Origin of the sequence: Rhodococcus sp. NJ-530 (genome assembly GCF_003860625.1) — a bacterium.
GTDB classification, from domain to species: Bacteria; Actinomycetota; Actinomycetes; order Mycobacteriales; family Mycobacteriaceae; genus Rhodococcus_F; species Rhodococcus_F qingshengii.
This window is the reverse complement of the sequence record NZ_CP034152.1, coordinates 2,018,585-2,038,662: the sequence shown is the minus strand read 5'-3', so window position 1 is coordinate 2,038,662 and position 20,078 is coordinate 2,018,585. Positions and strand designations below refer to the sequence as shown.

The window sequence follows — 20,078 nt, the reverse complement described above, 5'->3', positions numbered from 1 at the left end:
GGATAACGTCTTCAACCGTGGCACCGAAACTGAAGACACTGACCCGTGAGCTGTCCAAGCGCGGCCCGCACCGAGTTCTCCGCGGCAACCTCGCCCTGGCCGGACAGCCGGGTGTCGTGTACACGCCGGAAACCGGTTTCAATCTCCCCGCCGTTGCCTTCGCGCACGGGTGGATGGTCGGGTCCCACAAGTACGAGCAGACACTCCAGCACCTCGCTTCCTGGGGAATTGTCGCAGCGGCGCCCGACAGCGAACGCGGTCCGGTCCCGTCACATCTCGGATTGGCTGCAGATCTTCGAGCGACGCTCGACATCTGCGTCGGCGTGCGACTCGGCCCCGGACAGATCAGCGTCCAACCCGATCGGGTCGCCTTTGCCGGTCACGGCATGGGCGCGGGCGCTGCGGTACTGGCCGCAGCGCAGCGCGGGGATGTCGGTGCGGTAGCCGCACTGTTCCCGGCCCCGACAGCACCCAAGGCGGAGAACTACGCGTCGAAGATCACAGCGCCCGGATTGATCCTCGCCGGCGAAGACGACGTCGATTCCTTGACCAGCAATGCCCGGCCGCTGAGCGTGGAGTGGGGCGGTCCTGTCATCGCACGTACCGTGAACGACGCCCAAGACGCCGGACTGATCGAAGGCCGCCGACTCCTCGGCGCCCTGGGCCTCGGTGGATCCGAGCGCAAGACACAGGCCGCCACACGGTGCCTGCTCACGGGCTTCCTGTTGTTCCATCTGACCGGCGACAAGAAGTACAAGGATTTTGCTGATCCTGACGTCGAGATTCCGCACACGGCGCCGTTGCTGCCGGTCGAACCTCACTCCGACGCGCGGGCCAGCCAGCTGTTGCGTAAGTAGGAGTCCGTACTCGCCACCGACTCCGGCGGCGAGCACGGCGGCGTCGGCGTCGGCTCTGACGCGGATCGCAGATACGGGCCGGACCTGACCGGCCCATCCGTGTCATTCTCGGCGGATGTCGTTTCGGACGGCGGCTCCTGGTGCGATTCCGCGCTCGCTGCGGCCACTCTGCGCTCACGGAAGTCGTCGAGTTGAGAATCGAGGGTTCGACGGATCGCTTCGAACGGCGCGTGAACGGACTTCACAGCGGACCAGCTCCGGCCAACTCAGCGCCCGTCTCTCCGTCGGGAGCCACGATCGACTCGTCGGGGACTGTGGAAGGCGGCTCCGGGTCCGGCGCGGGCGAGAACTCGGCGTTGGATTCAACCGGCACCTCGTGCTCGCGAATCTCAGGGTCGGGAGTTTCGGGCTGGAGTGTCGCAGGCTGGGACGCTTCTTGCGGGCGCGCCTCGTGCAGCGACATCTCCGGATCGGCATCGAGCACTATTCTCGGCCAACCATTTTCGCTCAACTCCAGGGTGGCCGACACAGAGTTCCCGTCAGCACCTGCAACATCCAGACTCACCCCACGACCGTCGGACGCAATCGAGAAACCCCAAGTGTTGCCGCCGATCGAGAAAGAGACAGGAGCGGCGGCGACACCGGATGCACTCGGCTCGGCGATCGGAAAGGTTGACGTGAACGCGTCTGTCACCCACTGGGTCGCGGCGTCAAAAGCATGACCAACCGCACTCGCGCACTCCGCACACGCCCTGTCGAATTCGTCGCGAGTATCCAGATACGCCGAACGAAAAACCGTGTCCAGCCATGGCGCCGCACCACGACCGGCGGAAGCGACGTGAGTCAGCTGGTCGATCTCCCCCGCACCCAGACCGCCGATCGTCGCCCGGTCGAGGCCGGCCACCTTGAAAGCCTTGTCTGCCAAAGCCGTTCGAACCGTCCGCGCGAATTCGTCGGCCAGCGTGATCAACAGTGGCGCCGAATCCGCATCGGACCGAGCTTCACGCCGCGCCGCGAAGGCCTGATCTACGACCGCACCCACGCCGGAAACATTCCACACTGCAGGAAGATTCTCCGCCAGGTGCGTCAGCATCGCGATCTCGGCGACCGAACCGTCCACCGCTGCGGCCATGTCCGACGCATCTCGCATTAGTGTCTCGAAATCGATACCAGCCTCTGCGCGATACGCATCCTCGTAGGACGTAAGCATCCGTTCTTCGAAGCCCAACCGAGAGGCCAGGTTGTGAAATCGATCGAAGAACTGCAATCCCCTCGCACCAGCATCCAGGATTTCGTCGGGATGCACGCGTGAATCACGCAGTGCAAGAATATCTTCGACGCACAAGGAGCCTTTTGGTACTGCCTGTGCGGTACCGCTCGTCGGTATCATGAGACCGACCCGCTGGAGTCTCGCAATCGCTGCGCACCCTGACCGTCCACCTCAGCGATCACCTCAGCCGAAGAGGAAAGCCGACGCGCCAACGCATCGAGAAGATCCGCACGGCCAGTCAAGCGAGAATTCAGGACCGCCAATGCCGACGCCAACGCGGCTCCATGCTCGGCGTAATCACGGCCCGAAACGGCACCGCTGAATCGCAAACGCCTGATCGGCTCGGCAGAATCGCGCAGAGCCTGGGCCACCGACACCGCATGGCGTGCCAATTCATCTGTTCCAGCGCGGTCGACATCCACGAGCGCTCCCAAGTTTCAACGGAACCACTCGAACGTCGAGCGGCCTTTGACTCCTTGGACGCAGCAGGGCGCAATTACGTTCCCTCAAAACGCGAACGCGTAATGAGGGGCTAAACCGAACCGACGATCTCGGCCAACTCGTCGGCCAGCTTCTGCGCGAGCGGAAGTTCGGTGGCCTCGACCATGACGCGGACCAGTTGCTCTGTCCCGGACGGGCGCAGGAGCACGCGACCACCGTCACCGAGGACGCGCTCTGCGTCCGCGACTGCTGCGAGTACCGACGGCGATGCTGCGACTGTCGCCTTGTCCCCAACCTTCACGTTGATCAGAACTTGCGGGAGGGTTGTCATCGTTGCGGCCAGCGCGGATGCCGACTTACCCGTGCGAGCCATGCGTCCGAGCAGCCGGAGGCCGGTGAGAATCCCATCGCCCGTGGTGCCGAACGCCGGCAACACGACATGGCCTGACTGCTCGCCACCGAGGCTGTATCCGCCCGCGCGCAGTTCCTCCAAGACGTAGCGGTCGCCTACGGCAGCAGTCACGATGTTGATACCGGCCTCGCGCATCGCGATGTGCAAACCGAGATTGCTCATGACAGTCGCGACGAGAGTGTTCTCGACCAACTCACCGGCGTCGTTCATCGCGATCGCCAGAACTGCCATGATCGCGTCACCGTCGACCACCGCTCCGGTCTCGTCGACGGCCAGGCAGCGGTCGGCGTCGCCGTCGTGCGCGAGGCCTAGGTCCGCCCCGTGATCGACTACGGCTTTCTGAAGATTCTCCAGGTGCGTCGATCCGCAGCCGTCGTTGATGTTTAGGCCGTCGGGATCGGCGCTGATCGCGATGACGCGAGCGCCCGCTGCCGCGTAGGCAACCGGTGCGAGCGCGGAAGCAGCGCCGTTGGCGCAGTCGACCACAACGGTGAGTCCAGCGAGTGGCTCGCTCGCCGCGCTCGCCAGATGCGCAAGGTACAGCTGAGCGGCGTCGTCGACCGTACGGACGCGGCCGATCCCGGCACCTGTCGGTAGGACGGGCGGTGCAGTGCCCTCGAGTGCATCCTCGATCGCCACCTCGACAGCATCATCGAGCTTGTGTCCACCGGCTGCGAAAATCTTGATTCCGTTGTCCGGCATGGGATTATGCGATGCAGAGATCATGACACCGAGACTGGCGTCGAGCTTTGCCGTCAAGTATGCAACTGCCGGAGTCGGAAGAACACCCACGTCGAGCACGTCGACACCCGCGGAACTCAATCCTGCGGTCACCGCGGCTTGAAGCATCTCACCGCTGGCGCGAGGATCGCGGCCGATCACGGCGGTCGGACGTTCGTCCGCGGTATCGGCTGTCAGTACGCTCGCCGCGGTAACTGCCAATCTCAATGCAAGATCTGCAGTCAGATCCGAATTGGCAAGTCCACGAACACCGTCAGTACCGAACAACCGACCCATAGAACGACTCCTGAATCCTGTGAACCTCGAGAAGGGAACTCGAGAAGGGAATTTCTCCGAGAAACACAAGAGCGAGCGTCCGGTAACGATGGACGCCCGCTCTTGTGGTGAACAGGTGCCGAAGCAGACCCGTCGGGTCAACCTCGGCAAAGCATCAGCGCTTGGAGTACTGCGATGCCTTACGGGCCTTCTTCAGGCCGTACTTCTTACGCTCGACCGCGCGGGCGTCACGCGTCAGGAAGCCTGCACGCTTGAGGGCCGGACGATCATCAGGGGTTACCTCGATGAGTGCGCGCGCGATAGCCAGACGCAGTGCGCCTGCCTGACCGGACGGGCCGCCACCGTGCAGCAGTGCAATGATGTCGAAAGACTCGGGACGCTCGACGAGCACCAGCGGAGCCTTGATCAGCTGCTGGTGAACCTTGTTGGGGAAGTAGTCCTCCAACGTACGACCGTTGAGCTTGAACTGACCGGTACCGGGAGCCATCCGGACGCGAACGACAGCCTCCTTGCGGCGACCGACGGTCTGGACCGGGCGATCGAGGACGATCGGTGCGAGCGTAGCTGCAGCAACCTCTTCGACGACCTCGACTGCGTCAGAGACAAGCTCTTCCACTGCTTCGATGTTCTCTTCGGACACGTTCTGCTCTTCCGGCGATGTCACTGTGCGACCTGCTTGATCTCGAACGGCACCGGCTGCTGCGCGGTGTGGGGGTGATTCGGGCCCGCGTAAACCTTGAGCTTGCTGCTCATTGCGCGGCCGAGCTTCGTCTTGGGGAGCATGCCGACAATGGCCTTCTCGACGAGACGATCGGGAGTCCTGTCGAGGACCTCACCGACAGTGCGGGACTTCAGGCCACCCGGGAATCCGGAGTGGTGGTAAACGTTCTTGCCCTGCAGCTTGTTGCCGCTGATGGCAACCTTCTCTGCGTTGATGATGACAACGAAGTCACCACCGTCGATGTGCGGCGCGTAGGTGGGCTTGTGCTTGCCACGCAGCAAGTTCGCTGCCTGAACGGCAAGACGGCCGAGCACCACGTCAGTGGCGTCGATGACGTGCCACGTGTGGGTCACATCTCCGGCCTTCGGGGTGTACGTAGACACAGATCTTCCTCGTCTTAATTCATTCCACTGCTGACCATGTGCGTATCGCGTAAACGATCCTCGGCGGCCAGTTGAGACCCGAGAACCGCCGGTCTCCACGCATTTCTGCCGGAGCCCTACGGCACGCCACCGATAGACGATACCGGTCTACCCGCTGCCAGGTCAAAGCGCAGCCATTCCTGCCAACAGCATCATCGTCCAGCACAGCGATGCGAGCGATCGACATGCGCCTGCCCCGGCAACCTGACGGTACCGGGGCAGGCGGGGTGTCATCACGGCATGGGATGTTGTCAGCGACCGAACCCGTTTGCCGCGATCCGATCAGCTTCCTGCATCTTCTCCGAGCCGCTCGCCGTCGCTCCGGCGATCTGCGCGAGAACCATGTTCAGTTCTTCGGAAGCCTGAGCCCAGCGACGCTGTGCGTCGTTCCACGCTTCGGAACCTGCCCCTTCCCAGCCTGCTTGCAGCTTGTCCACGACAACCTTGATGTCGCCCTGTTTGTCGTTGATCGCTTTGGCCTGCTGTTTCATCTGATCGGACAGCATTGCGAGGCCGCCGAAGTCGTACTTGATCCTGTCGGACATAACTGCTCCCGGTTCGGTGTGACTGGAGAGAAATTGTGAGAACTAACTTGCGAGAACTACTGGCTGAGGATTGCTTGATCGGACGATGAAGAGCTGGCGGTCAGGACATGTTCACCGTCGCGCCGCGAAGCGAGCTGACGTTGTCGTCTTCGGTCGAGTCGAAGGTTCCCGCGGCCTGTTTGATCTGCTCGCAGATGTCGGTCAGAGCTGTGTCCAACTTCAGGGCCGCGCTGTTGTATCGCTCCATGATTCCTGCGTATTCGACCTGCGCCGCACCGTTCCACGAATTGTGCGAAGCGTCGGCCTCCGACCGAACAGCGTTGACCAGCCCCCTGATGTCACCGAGATGTCCGTCGATGGTCCCCGCCGAATCGATCAATTCAGCGGTAGTTGCGGTAAAGCCCATGTCGTCCCCCTGGATTCGGTGAGTACCGTTCGGTATCGGCGATCACACACAACGGGCTTTGTCCGTCGGATGTGCACCGGGGTCGAGCGGAACTCCCTGATGTGCGCTACACATACTTTGACGCGACCTTCGTGCCAACGGTTCCGGCCCGACCGAAGAATATTTTCAGAACCGACCGATCCGGTCACGGTGTGAATTCGACCGACTGCCACATCCGCAGGCAGTCCGCTTCGAGACTGCCCCACTCACCGACCAGATACTGGCAGCCGATACTCACTTGCCGTCCGTTGTCGACGTACACGTGCCAACGCACCTCGGAGAAATCGTCCGGAAACTCGACGTACACCACTGCCTGTTTTCCTGCGGCATCGTCGAGCACAGAAAACTCTGCGAACCGCAATGGGTCCTCGAACGTCGAAAACTGCTGATGCAAAACGGCTTCGACGGAATCGAATCCCACACCTTCCGCAAGACGTTTCTCGATGACCACGATCTTGCGATCCGCGCCGGAACCGGGTACCAAATCGGTACGCCCGCTCGAGGTCCCTCGCGACAGAAGCTTCCAATCGGAAGGTACCTCTGCCGCAACGCTTCCCACGTCCACACGCGTGAGTTCCGGCGTGGCACCGGACTCGATCGACGAGATCGAAGTCTTCGGCGCAGGCGTTTCCTGATCCTTCGACGCCTCCACGATCTCTACTTCGTCTTCCGCCGTGGCTGCGACCGACCCCGTCAACCGAGAATCGTTTCGATCGCGAGTGGACACCACCACCGTTCCTGCGACCGCACCGGCGACGGCGACCACCGCAAGCGCCGCCGCGAACCATCGACGGCCTCCGCGCCGCCCGCCGACGCGACGCGGCGAAGAGGCATTCGAGTCCAAGGAAGGAATCGACTTCGCGCCATCCGTATCGCCTACCCACCCGGCGCCGAAAGCCGAATTGTCGACGATTCGTCCCGAACTGTCCCGCGCGGTTGTCTGGCGAACGAGCGTCTGAGGATCCACCAGAGACGCAGCCACCCGGCTCTCGTCCAGAATTCGGATGCTCGCGTGGCCGTGAACATTCGTCGACCCCCGTTCGAGCGAAGCCGCAACAGCATGAGAGCTCGGCCCGACCAACACCACAGCGTCCCGAACCGATAGATCCCCGATTGCGGAAAACAACCCCGCAACGTCTGCGATCTCCGAACTTTGTGTTCCGTCGATTCGGAGTTCACCGTCGACCTCAGCGACAACAGAAGCGACCACCGTTCCGCCTCGCAGTTCGAGGACGACACACCGCGATCGCCAAGCCGTATGAGCCGACCTCGCCGCCGCGATCGACGTCGGAACGAGTACGACGTCGTGCGCCACTCGACGTGCGGCATCGAGCAATCGCCGCCTGCGTGGGGCACCCCAATCCGAGGGATGACTGAGATGAAGAATGTCTGCGTCGACGATTCCGCACCCGTCCATCGCACTGGAGATCAGCCTGGCCACCTCCAAGACAGTCGGGACAACCCGACCATCCACGTCGACATAATCGTCGTCGATGTAATCGATCGCATTCTCGCCGGCCGCACCGGGGCCCGACGCCGGTTCGCGTCTGAGGTCTGCACTGCAACAGAATTCGCGTTGACCCGACACGACCCAGATATTCGATGCACCCCAATGTAACGAGACCGACACTGCGGACGGAGCGGTCACAGCGGTGGTATCCACGGAACTTGGACAAGTTGGGTTTGCGAGCGGGAAACGTAGACCCCACGGCCTTCCGGCATCGCCGACGCGCGGACAGTGCCAACGAGATTTCCCTCGTCACGGCTTCCGCTCATGATCAATCCGGCCGGCGCCATGTCGCGAATTCTCGCAATGACCGGCTCATACAGTGCTCTGGCCGCACCACCCGAACGGCGGGCAATAACCAGGTGCAAACCGATGTCCTTGGAGTGCGGAATGTATTCGAGCAACGGCGCCACCGGATTTCCACTCGGTGTGGCCACAAGGTCGTAGTCGTCGATCAGTACGTAAATCTCCGGCCCACTCCACCACGACCGTTCCCGCAATTGCTGCTGCGTTGTTTCGGCGTTCGGCATTCTGGCAGCGACGATCCGAGCCAAGTCGACCATCAACTCACCGAAGGTCGTCGACGACGCCGAGTACCCGCCGAGGTGATTCCCTTCGACCACGCCCAGCAGGGAATGCCGATAGTCACCGATGATCAGCTTGGCCTGGGCCGGTGTGTTCGACGCGATGATCCCTTCGGCTATTCCACGCACGAGAGATGTCTTCCCACACGCGGTGTCGCCGAATATCAACAGGTGCGGGTGTTCCCGGAAGTCCATGTACACCGGGGCGAGGTCGGTCTCACCGAGCCCGATCGGCACGGTGAGGCACCGACCGTCGGCCGCACTCGGTGAGGGCCACCGGGTCCCGACAGCTTCGAGAAGTTCTGCCCGCGAGTAGGAATCCGGGAGCATCCGCACGGTGGGTGCCGGACGCGAATTCGACATGGCTGCAATACGTTCGACCGTCGCCACCACAGCCGTACTCGAGTTCTCACTACCCGGTAGGCCGTCGATTCGAGGTAGTCCGGTGAGAAGGTGGAGTCCGTCGCGAGTGATGCCACGACCCGGTCGACCTTCCGGCACCAGGCCGGCTTTCCGGCGACCCGCATCCGAATCTCCCGGATCACCCAAACGAAGTTCGATGCGAGTACCCAGTTGATCCTTGAGTGCCGGCCGGATCTCGGCCCACCTCGACGTCGTGACGATCACGTGTACACCGAAGGACAAACCTTGACCGGCGAGCATGTTGATCTGGGGCTCGAGTGATTCGAAATCCGAACGAACGCTTGGCCAACCGTCGACGACGAGGAAGACGTCACCGTACGGGTCCTCTCGGAGTCCCGCAGCCTCACCTTCCCCGGTGGGATCAGCTGTTCGCAATCTACGGAAATCGGCCATCGATTCGATGCCGAGGTCACGAAACAGTCGCTCCCGTTTAGCGACCACACCGAGTACCTCGGCAACTGTGCGCCGGACGCGGTCGGAATCCAAGCGGTTTGCCACCGATCCGACGTGCGGCAGATCTTTCAATCCGAGGAGCGTTCCACCGCCGAAGTCGAGGCAGTAGAACTGAATCTGTTCCGGCGTGTGCGTCATGCTCAGAGACAAGATCAACGTGCGCAACGCCGTCGACTTTCCCGACTGCGGGCCGCCGACAATCGCGAGGTTGCCAGTCGATCCGTTGAGATCGGCGACGAGTAGATCGCGGCGCTGATCGAACGGCCTGTCGACTATGCCGAAGGGTGCGCTCAGATTTCCGCGAGGTTGATCACCGGTCGCCCACCGCGGCAACAACTGGTCAAGCGTCGGAGATGACTCGAGCGGCGGGAGCCACACTTCATGCGCACGTGGACCGTGACCGCGCATGCGGTCTACGAGGACTCCCATGAGAGTACGTGCATCGTCACCGATTTCACCCATGTCGACGACGTCGGGCTCGACGGGAACGACAACGGCCTCTGGTCCGATCACGGGCTTCGCGATAAACGGCAGCGGCGCCAGTTCGACGGGGGAATCGACCGAGAATCGAGTGGGCACGATCCGCTCGCCCTCGTACGGGCCTGACACGTACGCACCTTGGAAGCGAACGATCTCAGCAGAATCGGACTTCAGGTATCCCGCACCGGGTGTACCCGGAAGGTGATAAGCATCGGGAACGCCGAGGACGGAACGAGACTCGTTCGCCGAGAACGTTTTCAAACCGACGCGATACGAAAGATGGCTGTCGAGACCCCGAAGCTTTCCTTCGTCGAGCCGCTGACTGGCCAGCAGCAGGTGAATGTGAAGTGACCTGCCCAATCGCCCGATGGCCACGAACAATTCGGCAAATTCCGGCTGCTGACTGAGCAGTTCGGAAAACTCGTCGACAACCACGAAGAGTGCCGGTAACGGATCGAGTGCAGCGCCGGCCAGCCTCGCCCTCTCGTAATCGGACACGTTTGCGAAGTTTCCTGCCGCACGCAACAGTTCTTGTCGACGATTCATTTCGCCGGCGAGCGCGTCCTTCATACGATCGACCATCGCCAATTCCTCGGCAAGGTTGGTGATGATCGCAGCAACATGCGGCGCCTCCTCGAGGCCGAGGAATGTACGAATTAGACGCTCTGCATAAACGAGCGGCCACGTTCGGTGCTACCAACACCGGCGCGTGGCCTCGGCCCACCAACGGAACGGAAACCGCTGTGAACCGTAGGACCACTCTATCGTCATCCCCTGACAACCGCCTTGAGCCATTGCTCGGCGTCATAGTCATCACTCTCATGATCGCTGCGTACGCAGCGGTATTCGGCATTCTGCGCATCGTCGTCGCCCTCGGTTGGTACGTCTCGTGAACTGACCGTGACCTGTTGAGCCAGGCCGGTCGACGTACCGGCCTGCGCTCTGCGCGCCACGATCCGTGAGCTTGTTGCACGTCGCTATCCGGTGAGTCCGACGTAAACCGACCACCCCGGTGCACTCCCCTAGTCCTGCCAACCGGCGCGGGCACCCACACGATGGTTCTGCGCAGACGCCGTGAGGGTTCAACATTCGCTCGTCCACTCTCAGTGGTCGGGCTACTTGTGTTGGCCGAGATGGACTATCGGGGTATGGAGTTCGGGCCGCGTTGGGGAAGGGGATTCGACACCGGCACCCTTGGGTGCTCCGATCGGCCAATGTGTCAGTGTGACAACTCCTTTGAAATTCCTGAGGCAACCCACGTTGATACACTTGCCCCGTACCGGTTTGGTGATGCTTGGCGGTGCACGCTTGTGAGAACAAGCCCAATGCCCCTCGTCCGTTGTGCTCCTTCGAACGAGGGGCATTGTTGTGTCTAAGCGGCTCGGCCAATCCCATTCTGAGGCAGACGTAGGCAGCTACCGCGCCGGTCGACACCATCGATCACTCAACGGTCGAGGCCCCCATGCCCACTTCCTCGAAGACTCCCTCATATCCAGACGCCTCCGTAAACAGAAACTCCGTTCCAACATTCTTCCACTGGCGATTCACAATAATCATGCTGTACATCGCGAGCCCACCAGCCAGATGAAAGAACTCTTCCGTATCCATCTGAACCTTTTCACCGGTTTTCGCCCGAGCGGGACAACGTCCCACAAATGTCGCGTCAGCAACCCCTCCCCTATGGGCCCAAATATGCCGAATCTGCTGCGCCTGGAAGACTGCGTCTTTGACTCTCGTCGGCACAGAACCACCAAGATTGATTGGCCTCAGAATTCGCTCGAATTGCGTAACCCCTATGCTCTTTTCAGAGCTGGTAGCGCGAGTCAACTCGCCAAGTACGGTTTCCGCTCTTTCATCGTCTGAGGCGAACAGGATATCGATCGGCAGTTTAATTTTGGCAAAAGCATCCCCACTAAGCAAACCAGGATCGGCCTTAATCGTCGCCTTAAAAAAATCCTCTACCAGGCATTCGAACGCACCCCAAAGGCCGAGTAGACTGTGAGCGTGCAGCGTGGGATACCCAGCGTCAATCTCCTTCTGCGCGCGTTCCGCCTCCTTCTCAGCACGTTCAATGACGTCCTGCGCCCCTTTGAGGATTCGGTACATCTCCGGCACGTGTGTCGTTCTCTGAAAACCTAAGTAGGTCAAACGAACCAGGGCATCGGTAGACTCGTAGTACTGAAACCAGTTATTGAACGCATCACCCAGGTGGTGTGACTTGTTTTCTGGTTCGTCGTCCATAAAATCTCAACTCCATTCTGCGGGCTGCACCTCGTGCTTCGCAGCCACGGTAACCGCTCTGCCACCGAGAACCGCCAGGCAGTCACTTAACGTCGGCCAGGCGATCCCGTACACCAGTGACCAGACGATCGACGGCGATAGCACTCTGACCACCACTTTTCTGAGGGTGGGGGGTACGCGGCAGCTCCTCCACGGTGCCAACTGCCCATTTTTACGTACACGCCTGACGGCCCCGGTAGCCCGACCAGGGCAAATGCCAACCCTACGCAGAAACTCCCAGGTCACAGCCACGTCCTGTGCGGTAGATCAACCTACGTCGGTAACGTGGAACTCGTTTTAGGGAACCCGGCCCATCCGATATGAGCCAACGAGAACGGCCCCGCACCTTTCGGTGTCGGGGCCGTTCACTCTGCCAGGGCAGCGGTCAGCGGAACCAAGGCGACTTCTCGTCACCGGCACCGTCATGGCCACCGACAGCGTTGCCGTATCCGGCCTCGGTAACCGGGATCACTACCGGTGCAGATGCGAGCACGTCGGCCATAGCGGCGTCGGCCTCGATCAATTTCACCCAATGAGCGCGCCGGGCCGGTGGCAGCTTGCCCTCACGGATCGCGGTATCGACGTGACCGTTGACGACTGCCTTGGCCGCCGCAGCCGACACGGTTCGGCCTTCCTCGGCTGCCAGCTCGAGGGCTGCGAGCTGCGCGGCGTCGATCAGCGTCAACCCCTTGCCCGCGGCCTTTGCTGCGATCGCGTTCTCTGCTACAGCCAAGTCGGCAATGGCCGCGAGGATCACGGCTACGTCGGCGGTGTCCGCTGCCAGGCCGAGCGCCTCGAGCAGTGCGGTGGTCTGTTCGTCGTTGAATGTCAGTTCCACGGTTCTGTCCTCCTTAGCTTGCGAGTGCGGTGAGACGCTTGGCGGCGTACGGCTTTTCGACGGCGAACGCAGGCACGCAGTACGTTTGCGCCCAATGCGATCGCGTTGCCCGTTCGTCGTAAATCTCGACGGTGAGCGGCTTCTCGAAACCAACGGCCCCAAGTTCCCCGGCCTGCACGACGTATGCGGATCCGGCGGCCAAGCGTGCGTTACTCACCAGTTCCAAACCGAACGATTCGAGCACGTCGGCCAAATCTTTTCCGTAGAGCGTACGCAGCACACGAGCCTCGGCAGGCGAGGTGAGCAGCGTGTCCGGGACGATGCCCAACTCGTCAACCTCGAATGCTTCGAGTGCCTGTGCCAGGGATCCGGTGGGGCGCTCGCTGGGATCCGTCGGGGTCGCGCCGTCGAGGATCGCTGTGTCCCACGGTGCACTAACGACGAGGTCGTCGACATCGGCCTCGGTCACAGCCAGCATCGCGGCGGCGTCGACCTTGGCAACGACGCTGTTCGCGAGCTGCGTCGTCTGGTTATCGACGTAACTCTGGTCGTTGCGATCCTTGTGCTCGTCGAGAATCTGGAATCTTCCACCGAAATCCTCGACCAGTGCCCGCTTGGGTTCGGGCTGTACGCCATCAACCACGGCGTACTCTGCGCCGGGCGAACGCTTCTCGACGCCCGAGGCGTACAGGTCCGACGCCTTGGCCACACTGTAGAGAATGCCGCCGCCCTCGACCGGTACCCCGAGGCTCGTGAAGAACTTGGGCATGAGCAGCTGTGCATCGGCCAGGTGGGCGATCCGGTCGCGCAGGATCGTCGGATTGCGCAGGACAACATCGACCGTCAGCAGGCGGCCTTCGAGATGCGGGATAAGTGGATTGACCATGGGTTGTGTCTCCTAATCAGACGTAGAGATGAATCTCAGCGAGTGCGCCCGAGGCGGCACCGGACAGCGCGTATCCGACCGCCTTACCGGCAGCGAGCTTCACTGCCTTACCGGTCGCTCCGACCTCGACCTCGTCGAACGCTGCGAGCACACCGGCGGTGAGTACTCGGACGGTGCCCGCGCGGTGGATCGTGACCAGTTCGCCGGTAGCGGCGTCGTGCGCAGCGACACCGAACGATCGGCCGGCCGCCGTAGCGGTTGCCACAGCGACGTTGCCGCCGTTGGCAATTCGGTTGCCCGACACCGCGACGAACGTCGATTTGACGACGGCGGCGGTTGCCTGTCCCGTCAGTGTTGCGCCGGGCGCGTACACGAGGATTGACTCGGCCATGGGCCGTTACCTACTTTCTGTTGCGCGGCCACGACGGTTGCGCCGTGCCGCTGCGAGCGCCACAGCCATTGCTGTAGGCGCGTTATCCGTGCGGGTGAATGTGGCGGTGACGGCCTTGGCGGCGACACCGAAATGAGCGGGCAGGTCGGCAATGCTCGTGATGCCAGGGTTGGTAACCCCCAGCAATGCGCAGGCCGTGAGAACGAACGGGTACTTGGTGCCGTCGGCTGCCTCGACCTCGTTAACGCCCTCGACGCTGCGTGACGGGTAAGCGGTGGCCATCACGTTGGCAAGCCACGAGGGGACGCCCACATAATCCCCGACGAGCGTTTGACCGTCCGCGGTGACTCGCAGGTTGCCGACGTACCCGATTGCAGGCTCACCGTCGAACCGTGGGTCGTCGTGGCCGAGCTTGAGCGGTGGGCGGCGCAAGACACCGGCAGCGGCGGCCTCGACAGCCGAGTGCAACATTTCAGTTGTCACGTCCCACTTGCCTGTTGATATGTCCCACGTGCCGACCTTGATCAGTTCCACGCCCGGCACGGTGACCAGTTGCGCGTTAGGCATTGGCCACCGTGCCAGCGGTGTCAGCGGCGCAGCCCGTGAGCCCGCTCGGCTGCGATCCGCTCGGCGTCGGCAAGGGAGTAAACCCATCGACCCCCGGCCTTACGCGAAACGAGACGGCCCCGGCGTGCGAGGTCTCGGACACCGGACGGACTAATGCCGAGGACGGCAGCGGCCTGCCGTGAGTCGATGAATGCATAGACCTCAGATTGCGCCGGATCATGCTGTACGCCAACCTGACTGACGTTTGAACTGACGTTTGACGACCGAGCACTGACGCGTGCGTTAGCTCGGTCAAGTTCGTCGCGCAATCCCATGACCTTGTGACCGAGCACTCGGCCACCGGGCGCAGCGCGTAGGGCGGCGTCGTAGTCGTTGATGATGCGCACGAGCAACCCGGCGGCCTCGGGGTCGAGGTACACGCCGACGAGCGGCTGCGCGCTCACAAGTCACCACCGGCACCCGGACGACGACCCCGTACTTGATCCTCGAGAATGTCGACGTCGAGGTAGGCCAACGCTTGGCACCGAGCGATCGTCGCGCGCCGGTTTTCGAGGCTATCGGTCGCAGCGAACAGATCCAGCAATGCACGTAGCAAGGCATCGAGCCCGTCACCCGTCTCGGCCTCGGCAAGGATCGCGTCGACCTTGGCGGCATACGTCTCGGCCACCTCAGGTTGGTCGGCAGACCGCCGACCTTCATCCTGAAGTAGCAGCCGGGCAGCAGCTTTCATGTTTGCCTCGTTCATGCCGACACGCCTTCGACGAGGCGAACCACGCGGCCACCGGCCACGCTGACATGCTCTGCCCTACCCGCTTTGATCAAACCGTCAACCGCTGCATGCGTCATCACGCGGCTGTGGCGATCCTCGGCGGCGTATCGAATCCGACGGGCCAACTCGGCTAGCGGCAACCCGTCGTAGGTCTGGAGCAGGTCGACCACGAAGCGAGTCGGCAGCTGTCCGTCGAACTGAACGTCGACGATTGAGAATGAAATCGGTGTTGTCATGATGCTTGACGCTCTTCTCTGTCACGGGAATAGCTATGGCTATGGCCGTGCAGGGCATGGACTTCGAGGGTGATCATCTGTGGGCGGTGCCGTGATCTGCCGTTCACGCTTGGCACCGAGTGGTCGTCACTTGGTCATGCGCAGGATCCGGTCGGCGTCGAACGAAACGTGCCCGTCCTCGACGAGGCGGCGCAGGGTGTCGGCCACGTCCGAGGATTCATCGCTGTACGGGTGCGCCAAGGCGGCCAGCGCGCAAAGCTCACTCACTGTTAGGCCCTCGGTGAACTGAAACTTGAGTGTGCGGGCAATCCACTTGCCCTTGTCGTAGTCAGCGAACTTGTCGAGGTAGACCTCGACCGCTGCGTTGTGAGCTTGCTCAGACCTGATGGTCATGATGCTGGAATCCTTTGTCTAAGTAGTTGATTGACGGTCGAGTTGTGTATGCATCGCAAATACGTCGTCTGACGCAACGTAGGGATTTACGGTCCGCAAACCCTTGCCGCGCCCGCCGTCTTCCACGTACCCCTGCGTGATCAGAGTTGCGAGCGCTGCCAGGTTGGCGGCATATTTCCCGGTCATCGCCTGCGCCGTTGCCGTCTTCGACATTCCGGGGTGATCCGTCACGTACGCGGCGGCCTTGTCCAAAGTCGCGGCATCGTTCGCTTTCACACCACCGGGCGCAAGCTCTGTTGGCACCTGTAGCTCGACGTGGATCCCGGCACCACTCGTCGAGTCGACCACGACGGTAGCTACGGCCTCGGTACGGTCGGCACGCATCTTGTCTGACGCAATGAGCTGCCCCCGAACACCGCCGGGCCGATCCTTGCCGATGCGCACGTTGACGACACCGCGCCGGCCACGACCGAGCGGTGTGCCCACCTCGACAATGTAGGCAGCACCGGTGAGACCGTTCATCTTGGCCGAGCCGCCGACAGCGAATCGACCACGGCCTGCATTGTCCTTCGACACGTGGTCGATCAGTGCCACGGCTGCGCCGGTCTCACTGGCAATCTTGCGAGGCATGGCAATTTGCCATTTGGTCACGTCGTCGTTGTCGATCGACGAGTAACCGAATGTGGCCAGCGCGTCGGTGACACCGTCGATAATTGCCAGCGAGTAGGTGGCCTCGAGCAGTCGCGCCCACCGCATTCGACTTGTCAACGACGTGAACGATTCCTCGGGGTGCAGGTAGTGGAAGTGCCGAGCGATCATGTCGACGGGGGCACCAAGCTCACGGAGTCGGCCTACAACAGACGCGGCGTCGGACTCGTAATCGAGGTACAGAACGTCACGCCCCTGACCCAACTCGACAGCCGCTGCGTGCTGCATGATGAGCGATTTACCGGACTCAGATTCACCGTGAAACGAATGCACGAGGCCGGGATACATCAGGCACAATCCGTCAGCGCGGGCCATGATCGACGGTACCGGCGCAACGAATCTGTCAGCCAGAATCTCGGTGAGGTCCACGGGATCCCACGAGGACGTAGCTGTGACGGCCTCGGCAGCAACATCAGCGGCGGCCTGTTCACGCAATCGCGCCGTTGCATCGAGCTCGGCCTGCACGCGTGCGTCAGCAGCATCCTTTAGCGTCAGAACTCTCGCTCGACGCTCAATCTCGGCGCGGCACGACTTGATTGGGTGATCGTCGTCGAAGTGAATCGTCACCTCAAGGGGAACCTCGGGGCAGCCGACAACGGTCAATGCGTCGTCGGACAGTTCGTGCACACTTCCGCCCCTGGAATCCCAATGCGCCCTGACGCTCTCAAGGATCGTGGTCGAGTGCGGGGAGTAATGACCTATGACCGTCCACGGGTCGTCCTCGGCGTCGAACGGCGGCTCGTCGTCATCTTCCCAACGGTCGACGATTTTGTTAATGTCACTGTCACTTGGTAATCCAGTTCGAAGACCGCCGGTGTGTCCAGCACCGGCGGTTTCTTTTGTCGAAGTCATCCCGTTGCACCGCCTCTCAGCAGGCCGATAATTCGCGCACGCTGCCCGTCCGACATAGGTGGCGCTGTAGCCAAGAGGGCAGCCACCGACGAGTCGCGTTTCGGCACAAGGCTTTCCTTGCGTTCTAAGGTTGGCGCGGTCATGACTAGCGCGCACCGCCGCGCAACACCGCGACGACTCGATCAATTTGCGAATCAGTGAGCTGCACGGGCGAATCGGCAATGACCGCCTCGATTCGTCGTGTCGTCAGCTCCCGATGTGCTGCAATCAGTTCGGGGTGGCAAGCCGGTCGGTAACGAGTGAGCGCACCTACTCGAGCACGCAGGGTGGCAATGGGGGCGTTGATGTTTGTCTTGTTAGACCTCACGGGGTCGTCCTCGGTTCGTCGGTTTATCGCTTGGAATTGAGCGTGACAGGCGACCGTGGTCCAGAAATCGACCGAAATGCCTTGTGCCACAAAACCCGTGAGATGTTTTGCAGGTCAGGAACTTATTGCAAATGACGCATGTAAACCCGTGAGTTGTCGACACATTCCATCCGCTGGACTGACCTGCACAAACAGAATTTTTAGTGATGCTCGTCACATAATTGGACTTCCGACGAGTGCGCCCCAAGGCCGGCCATCGGGTGGCCGTGTGACTCGCTGCGTTCCCTTTGCCGTGAATCGGGCACGTTAGACCACCATCAACCACGAGGCCGTGGACGGGACACACAGCCATGTTGGCCGCATTGTTCTACGCAGCGTCCCCAGACCTGCCGGTGCCTTTGCCGGTGAACAGGTGGCACGAAACAACAACCGACACCGTCACTGTCGATCTCCATTCGCCCGAACAGTTCCCCAGTTCCCCCTTTATAAAGAGGGGGAACTGGGAACGGTTCAGTTCGGAACCGTTCCCGGAACTATGGGGAACTATTGGGAACTAAACCCCAAAAATGCCATTGACCAGGACAAACGTCGGGGAACTATTGGGGAACAGTTGAGCTCGATCGGCGGTGCCGGTGACTGTCGAAAGTGCCAAATCGGCGGGAACTAGTTCCCGTAAAGGTCAGAGCGTTATTGGGGCGTAGCGGCGTCGAACTGTCTCGTCTGTGGGAACTGTTCGGGAACGGTTCAAAATGAACACCGCCCTCGCCCTTCAAATAAGGCCGTGCAGAGGGTTGATCTTGGGGCCGTGTCGAACTACTCCGAGGCGGTGTTCCAACCGATACCGACGTACGTCGGGTCGAACCGTCGCAGGCCCTTGGGCGACTTGTGTACGGTCACCGTGATCAGGGCGTCGATTACCTTGCCGCGGATATCCGGTGACAGTTCAGCCCACCGTCGACTCAACTGGTCGCCGGTCAACACGAGGTCGGCAAGCGGTGAAACCATCCGCGCGGCGGCAAGTTCAGCGTCAATGACAGCAATCTTGTCCCTTAGCTCGGACGTGCCACGGCGCAACTGAGAACCGTCGATAGCGCCTTCCGCGAACAACGACGACAACTCGTCTGCCCGTGCCTGTAACCCGTCCCGAGCGATCTGCATGGCGGGTAGATCCCGTTCGGGCTCGTCGAGTACCAACTGTGCGTCGGGTGCTGTCAGTCGACCGATCACGAGGGCGTCAACGTATTCGTCGAGGGCCGCGAGTTGGCGGCGCACATGGTGCTGCGGGCACCGGTACGACCGAACGCCGCCTGTGGCCACGTGCAGGATCAGACGTTGGCCGCACTCACCACATCGGTAGACCCCGCTCCCCTGATGCTTGCGCTCGAACGACACGGCGCTTGTGCGGCTCGGATCGTTGAACAACGCAAGCAACGCGTGGTGTGAGTCCTGGTCGATCAACGGCTTCCAATTACCTGCACCCACGACGCGGCCACGATGCACGACCAAGGCGGCGTAGCGCGGGTTCGCCAACACTCGTCTCACACTCGTTGCGCGCCACTCGATACCGCCGTGAGTTGTCCGTAGACCACGTTGGTTCCATTCCCGCGCAACCTGCCGCAACGACGTACCCGCCAACACGTCGGCTGCCGCTGTGGACACAGCCGACGCCTCGGGCTCGTGAGGCTCACCCGACGGTGAGTAGCCGAATGGTCTGCGCGAGGCGCTCCACACGCCTGACGCCGCTTTCTGCTCGTTGGCGCGCTTGCGTCGCTCACTCGTGTGCTCGGATTCCTGCCGCGCAATTGCTCCCATGACACTGGCAATCATGCGCCCGGCGGGGGTCGACAAGTCGAAATTTCCACCCCGCACAGTGCGCAATTCGATACCGCCCTCGTCGGCCAAGGTGATTAATCGCTCGAGGTCTTTCATGTTCCGGTGCAATCGGTCGGGGTGCCAGCAGATCAACGCGTCGTACTGCCCGTTCTTCATTCCGTCGAGCATGGCCTCGAAACCCGGCCTGACACGGCCCGAGTAAGCCGAAATGTTGTTGTCCGAAAAGTGTTCTACTACTTCCCAATTCAATGATTCTGCGAGAGCCTGGCAGTCCTCGAGCTGACGACTGACGCCGAGCCCTTCGCCGGTCTGGTCACTGGAGATTCGGGTGTAGATCGCTGCGCGCATGGATTCAGCATAAGCGTCCCACTTGACTTACGG

The 20,078-nt window shown here is 61.7% G+C and carries 22 protein-coding genes and 1 pseudogene; 1 reads left to right on the top strand and 22 read right to left on the bottom strand.

Going from position 1 to position 20,078, the window contains the following annotated elements; genetic code table 11:
- Window positions 1-17: 17 nt before the first annotated feature.
- Window positions 18-857, top strand: a complete 840-nt coding sequence (locus tag EHW12_RS09490; protein WP_003941000.1) for a dienelactone hydrolase family protein — start codon at window positions 18-20, stop codon at window positions 855-857.
- On the opposite strand, the gene EHW12_RS09485 is transcribed toward EHW12_RS09490, so the two are convergent.
- From EHW12_RS09485 to EHW12_RS09380, 22 genes and pseudogenes are all read right to left on the bottom strand, one after another.
- Complete coding sequence (locus EHW12_RS09485) at window positions 818-1,102, bottom strand: hypothetical protein (protein ID WP_003940907.1); 285 nt, start codon at window positions 1,100-1,102, stop codon at window positions 818-820. The two genes, EHW12_RS09490 and EHW12_RS09485, sit on opposite strands and share 40 nt — an antisense overlap.
- The gene (locus tag EHW12_RS09480; RefSeq protein WP_241199132.1) at window positions 1,099-2,163 is read right to left on the bottom strand and encodes a hypothetical protein; all 1,065 of its coding nucleotides are present in this window, start codon (window positions 2,161-2,163) and stop codon (window positions 1,099-1,101) included. Before EHW12_RS09480 ends, EHW12_RS09485 begins: the two co-directional genes overlap by 4 nt.
- A gap of 80 nt (window positions 2,164-2,243) precedes the next feature.
- Complete coding sequence (locus EHW12_RS09475; protein WP_003941002.1) at window positions 2,244-2,549, bottom strand: hypothetical protein; 306 nt, start codon at window positions 2,547-2,549, stop codon at window positions 2,244-2,246.
- Window positions 2,550-2,659: 110 nt separating this feature from the next.
- On the bottom strand, window positions 2,660-3,997 hold the full coding sequence (glmM, locus tag EHW12_RS09470; protein WP_125050539.1) for a phosphoglucosamine mutase: 1,338 nt from the start codon (window positions 3,995-3,997) through the stop codon (window positions 2,660-2,662).
- A gap of 154 nt (window positions 3,998-4,151) precedes the next feature.
- Window positions 4,152-4,661, bottom strand: a complete 510-nt coding sequence (rpsI, locus tag EHW12_RS09465) for a 30S ribosomal protein S9 (RefSeq protein ID WP_007728596.1) — start codon at window positions 4,659-4,661, stop codon at window positions 4,152-4,154.
- Window positions 4,658-5,101 carry a 50S ribosomal protein L13 gene (gene rplM / locus EHW12_RS09460; protein ID WP_003940842.1) on the bottom strand — a complete coding sequence of 148 codons (444 nt, stop codon included), beginning with the start codon at window positions 5,099-5,101 and terminating at the stop codon, window positions 4,658-4,660. The genes rpsI and rplM overlap by 4 nt, the downstream gene beginning before the upstream one ends.
- A 290-nt stretch (window positions 5,102-5,391) precedes the next feature.
- The gene (locus tag EHW12_RS09455) at window positions 5,392-5,685 is read right to left on the bottom strand and encodes a WXG100 family type VII secretion target (protein ID WP_003940975.1); all 294 of its coding nucleotides are present in this window, start codon (window positions 5,683-5,685) and stop codon (window positions 5,392-5,394) included.
- Window positions 5,686-5,785: 100 nt separating this feature from the next.
- Entirely contained in the window at window positions 5,786-6,091 is a 306-nt protein-coding gene (locus EHW12_RS09450; protein ID WP_003940986.1) for a WXG100 family type VII secretion target, read from the bottom strand.
- Between the two features lie 184 nt (window positions 6,092-6,275).
- Window positions 6,276-7,718, bottom strand: a complete 1,443-nt coding sequence (locus EHW12_RS09445; RefSeq protein ID WP_241199131.1) for a type VII secretion-associated protein — start codon at window positions 7,716-7,718, stop codon at window positions 6,276-6,278.
- A gap of 56 nt (window positions 7,719-7,774) precedes the next feature.
- Window positions 7,775-10,228, bottom strand: a pseudogene (gene eccCb / locus EHW12_RS09440) (type VII secretion protein EccCb); the annotation flags it as partial.
- Between the two features lie 789 nt (window positions 10,229-11,017).
- Window positions 11,018-11,818, bottom strand: a complete 801-nt coding sequence (locus EHW12_RS09435; RefSeq protein WP_125050537.1) for a hypothetical protein — start codon at window positions 11,816-11,818, stop codon at window positions 11,018-11,020.
- 424 nt (window positions 11,819-12,242) lie between these two features.
- The gene (locus EHW12_RS09430) at window positions 12,243-12,695 is read right to left on the bottom strand and encodes a phage protease (RefSeq protein WP_125050536.1); all 453 of its coding nucleotides are present in this window, start codon (window positions 12,693-12,695) and stop codon (window positions 12,243-12,245) included.
- A 13-nt stretch (window positions 12,696-12,708) separates the two neighbouring features.
- Window positions 12,709-13,581 (bottom strand): major capsid protein, encoded by an 873-nt coding sequence (locus EHW12_RS09425; RefSeq protein WP_125050535.1) that lies wholly within the window; start codon window positions 13,579-13,581, stop codon window positions 12,709-12,711.
- Between the two features lie 16 nt (window positions 13,582-13,597).
- Window positions 13,598-13,972 carry a capsid cement protein gene (locus tag EHW12_RS09420; protein ID WP_125050534.1) on the bottom strand — a complete coding sequence of 125 codons (375 nt, stop codon included), beginning with the start codon at window positions 13,970-13,972 and terminating at the stop codon, window positions 13,598-13,600.
- Window positions 13,973-13,978: 6 nt separating this feature from the next.
- Window positions 13,979-14,539, bottom strand: coding sequence for a hypothetical protein (locus tag EHW12_RS09415; RefSeq protein ID WP_125050533.1), 561 nt, complete (start codon window positions 14,537-14,539; stop codon window positions 13,979-13,981).
- A gap of 20 nt (window positions 14,540-14,559) precedes the next feature.
- Window positions 14,560-14,982 carry a helix-turn-helix domain-containing protein gene (locus EHW12_RS09410; RefSeq protein ID WP_069145965.1) on the bottom strand — a complete coding sequence of 141 codons (423 nt, stop codon included), beginning with the start codon at window positions 14,980-14,982 and terminating at the stop codon, window positions 14,560-14,562.
- Entirely contained in the window at window positions 14,979-15,284 is a 306-nt protein-coding gene (locus tag EHW12_RS09405; protein ID WP_125050532.1) for a hypothetical protein, read from the bottom strand. Before EHW12_RS09405 ends, EHW12_RS09410 begins: the two co-directional genes overlap by 4 nt.
- Complete coding sequence (locus EHW12_RS09400; RefSeq protein ID WP_125050531.1) at window positions 15,281-15,544, bottom strand: hypothetical protein; 264 nt, start codon at window positions 15,542-15,544, stop codon at window positions 15,281-15,283. The genes EHW12_RS09405 and EHW12_RS09400 overlap by 4 nt, the downstream gene beginning before the upstream one ends.
- A 126-nt stretch (window positions 15,545-15,670) precedes the next feature.
- The gene (locus tag EHW12_RS09395; protein ID WP_125050530.1) at window positions 15,671-15,937 is read right to left on the bottom strand and encodes a hypothetical protein; all 267 of its coding nucleotides are present in this window, start codon (window positions 15,935-15,937) and stop codon (window positions 15,671-15,673) included.
- An 18-nt stretch (window positions 15,938-15,955) separates the two neighbouring features.
- Complete coding sequence (locus tag EHW12_RS09390; protein ID WP_125050529.1) at window positions 15,956-17,497, bottom strand: AAA family ATPase; 1,542 nt, start codon at window positions 17,495-17,497, stop codon at window positions 15,956-15,958.
- A 145-nt stretch (window positions 17,498-17,642) separates the two neighbouring features.
- Window positions 17,643-17,864: a hypothetical protein gene (locus EHW12_RS09385; protein ID WP_125050528.1), complete on the bottom strand. Its 222-nt coding sequence runs from the start codon at window positions 17,862-17,864 to the stop codon at window positions 17,643-17,645.
- A gap of 813 nt (window positions 17,865-18,677) precedes the next feature.
- Window positions 18,678-20,045, bottom strand: coding sequence for a recombinase family protein (locus tag EHW12_RS09380; RefSeq protein ID WP_125050527.1), 1,368 nt, complete (start codon window positions 20,043-20,045; stop codon window positions 18,678-18,680).
- Window positions 20,046-20,078: the final 33 nt, after the last annotated feature.

Bases quoted from the DNA above. Each gene is read 5' to 3' on its own strand.
- EHW12_RS09405 (WP_125050532.1), bottom strand. From the start codon at position 15,284: ATGAACGAGGCAAACATGAAAGCTGCTGCCCGGCTGCTACTTCAGGAT.
- EHW12_RS09390 (WP_125050529.1), bottom strand. From the start codon at position 17,497: ATGACTTCGACAAAAGAAACCGCCGGTGCTGGACACACCGGCGGTCTT.
- EHW12_RS09425 (WP_125050535.1), bottom strand. From the start codon at position 13,581: ATGGTCAATCCACTTATCCCGCATCTCGAAGGCCGCCTGCTGACGGTC.
- EHW12_RS09380 (WP_125050527.1), bottom strand. From the start codon at position 20,045: ATGCGCGCAGCGATCTACACCCGAATCTCCAGTGACCAGACCGGCGAA.
- EHW12_RS09450 (WP_003940986.1), bottom strand. From the start codon at position 6,091: ATGGGCTTTACCGCAACTACCGCTGAATTGATCGATTCGGCGGGGACC.
- EHW12_RS09455 (WP_003940975.1), bottom strand. From the start codon at position 5,685: ATGTCCGACAGGATCAAGTACGACTTCGGCGGCCTCGCAATGCTGTCC.
- EHW12_RS09420 (WP_125050534.1), bottom strand. From the start codon at position 13,972: ATGGCCGAGTCAATCCTCGTGTACGCGCCCGGCGCAACACTGACGGGA.
- glmM (WP_125050539.1), bottom strand. From the start codon at position 3,997: ATGGGTCGGTTGTTCGGTACTGACGGTGTTCGTGGACTTGCCAATTCG.
- EHW12_RS09435 (WP_125050537.1), bottom strand. From the start codon at position 11,818: ATGGACGACGAACCAGAAAACAAGTCACACCACCTGGGTGATGCGTTC.
- EHW12_RS09415 (WP_125050533.1), bottom strand. From the start codon at position 14,539: ATGCCTAACGCGCAACTGGTCACCGTGCCGGGCGTGGAACTGATCAAG.
- EHW12_RS09400 (WP_125050531.1), bottom strand. From the start codon at position 15,544: ATGACAACACCGATTTCATTCTCAATCGTCGACGTTCAGTTCGACGGA.
- EHW12_RS09395 (WP_125050530.1), bottom strand. From the start codon at position 15,937: ATGACCATCAGGTCTGAGCAAGCTCACAACGCAGCGGTCGAGGTCTAC.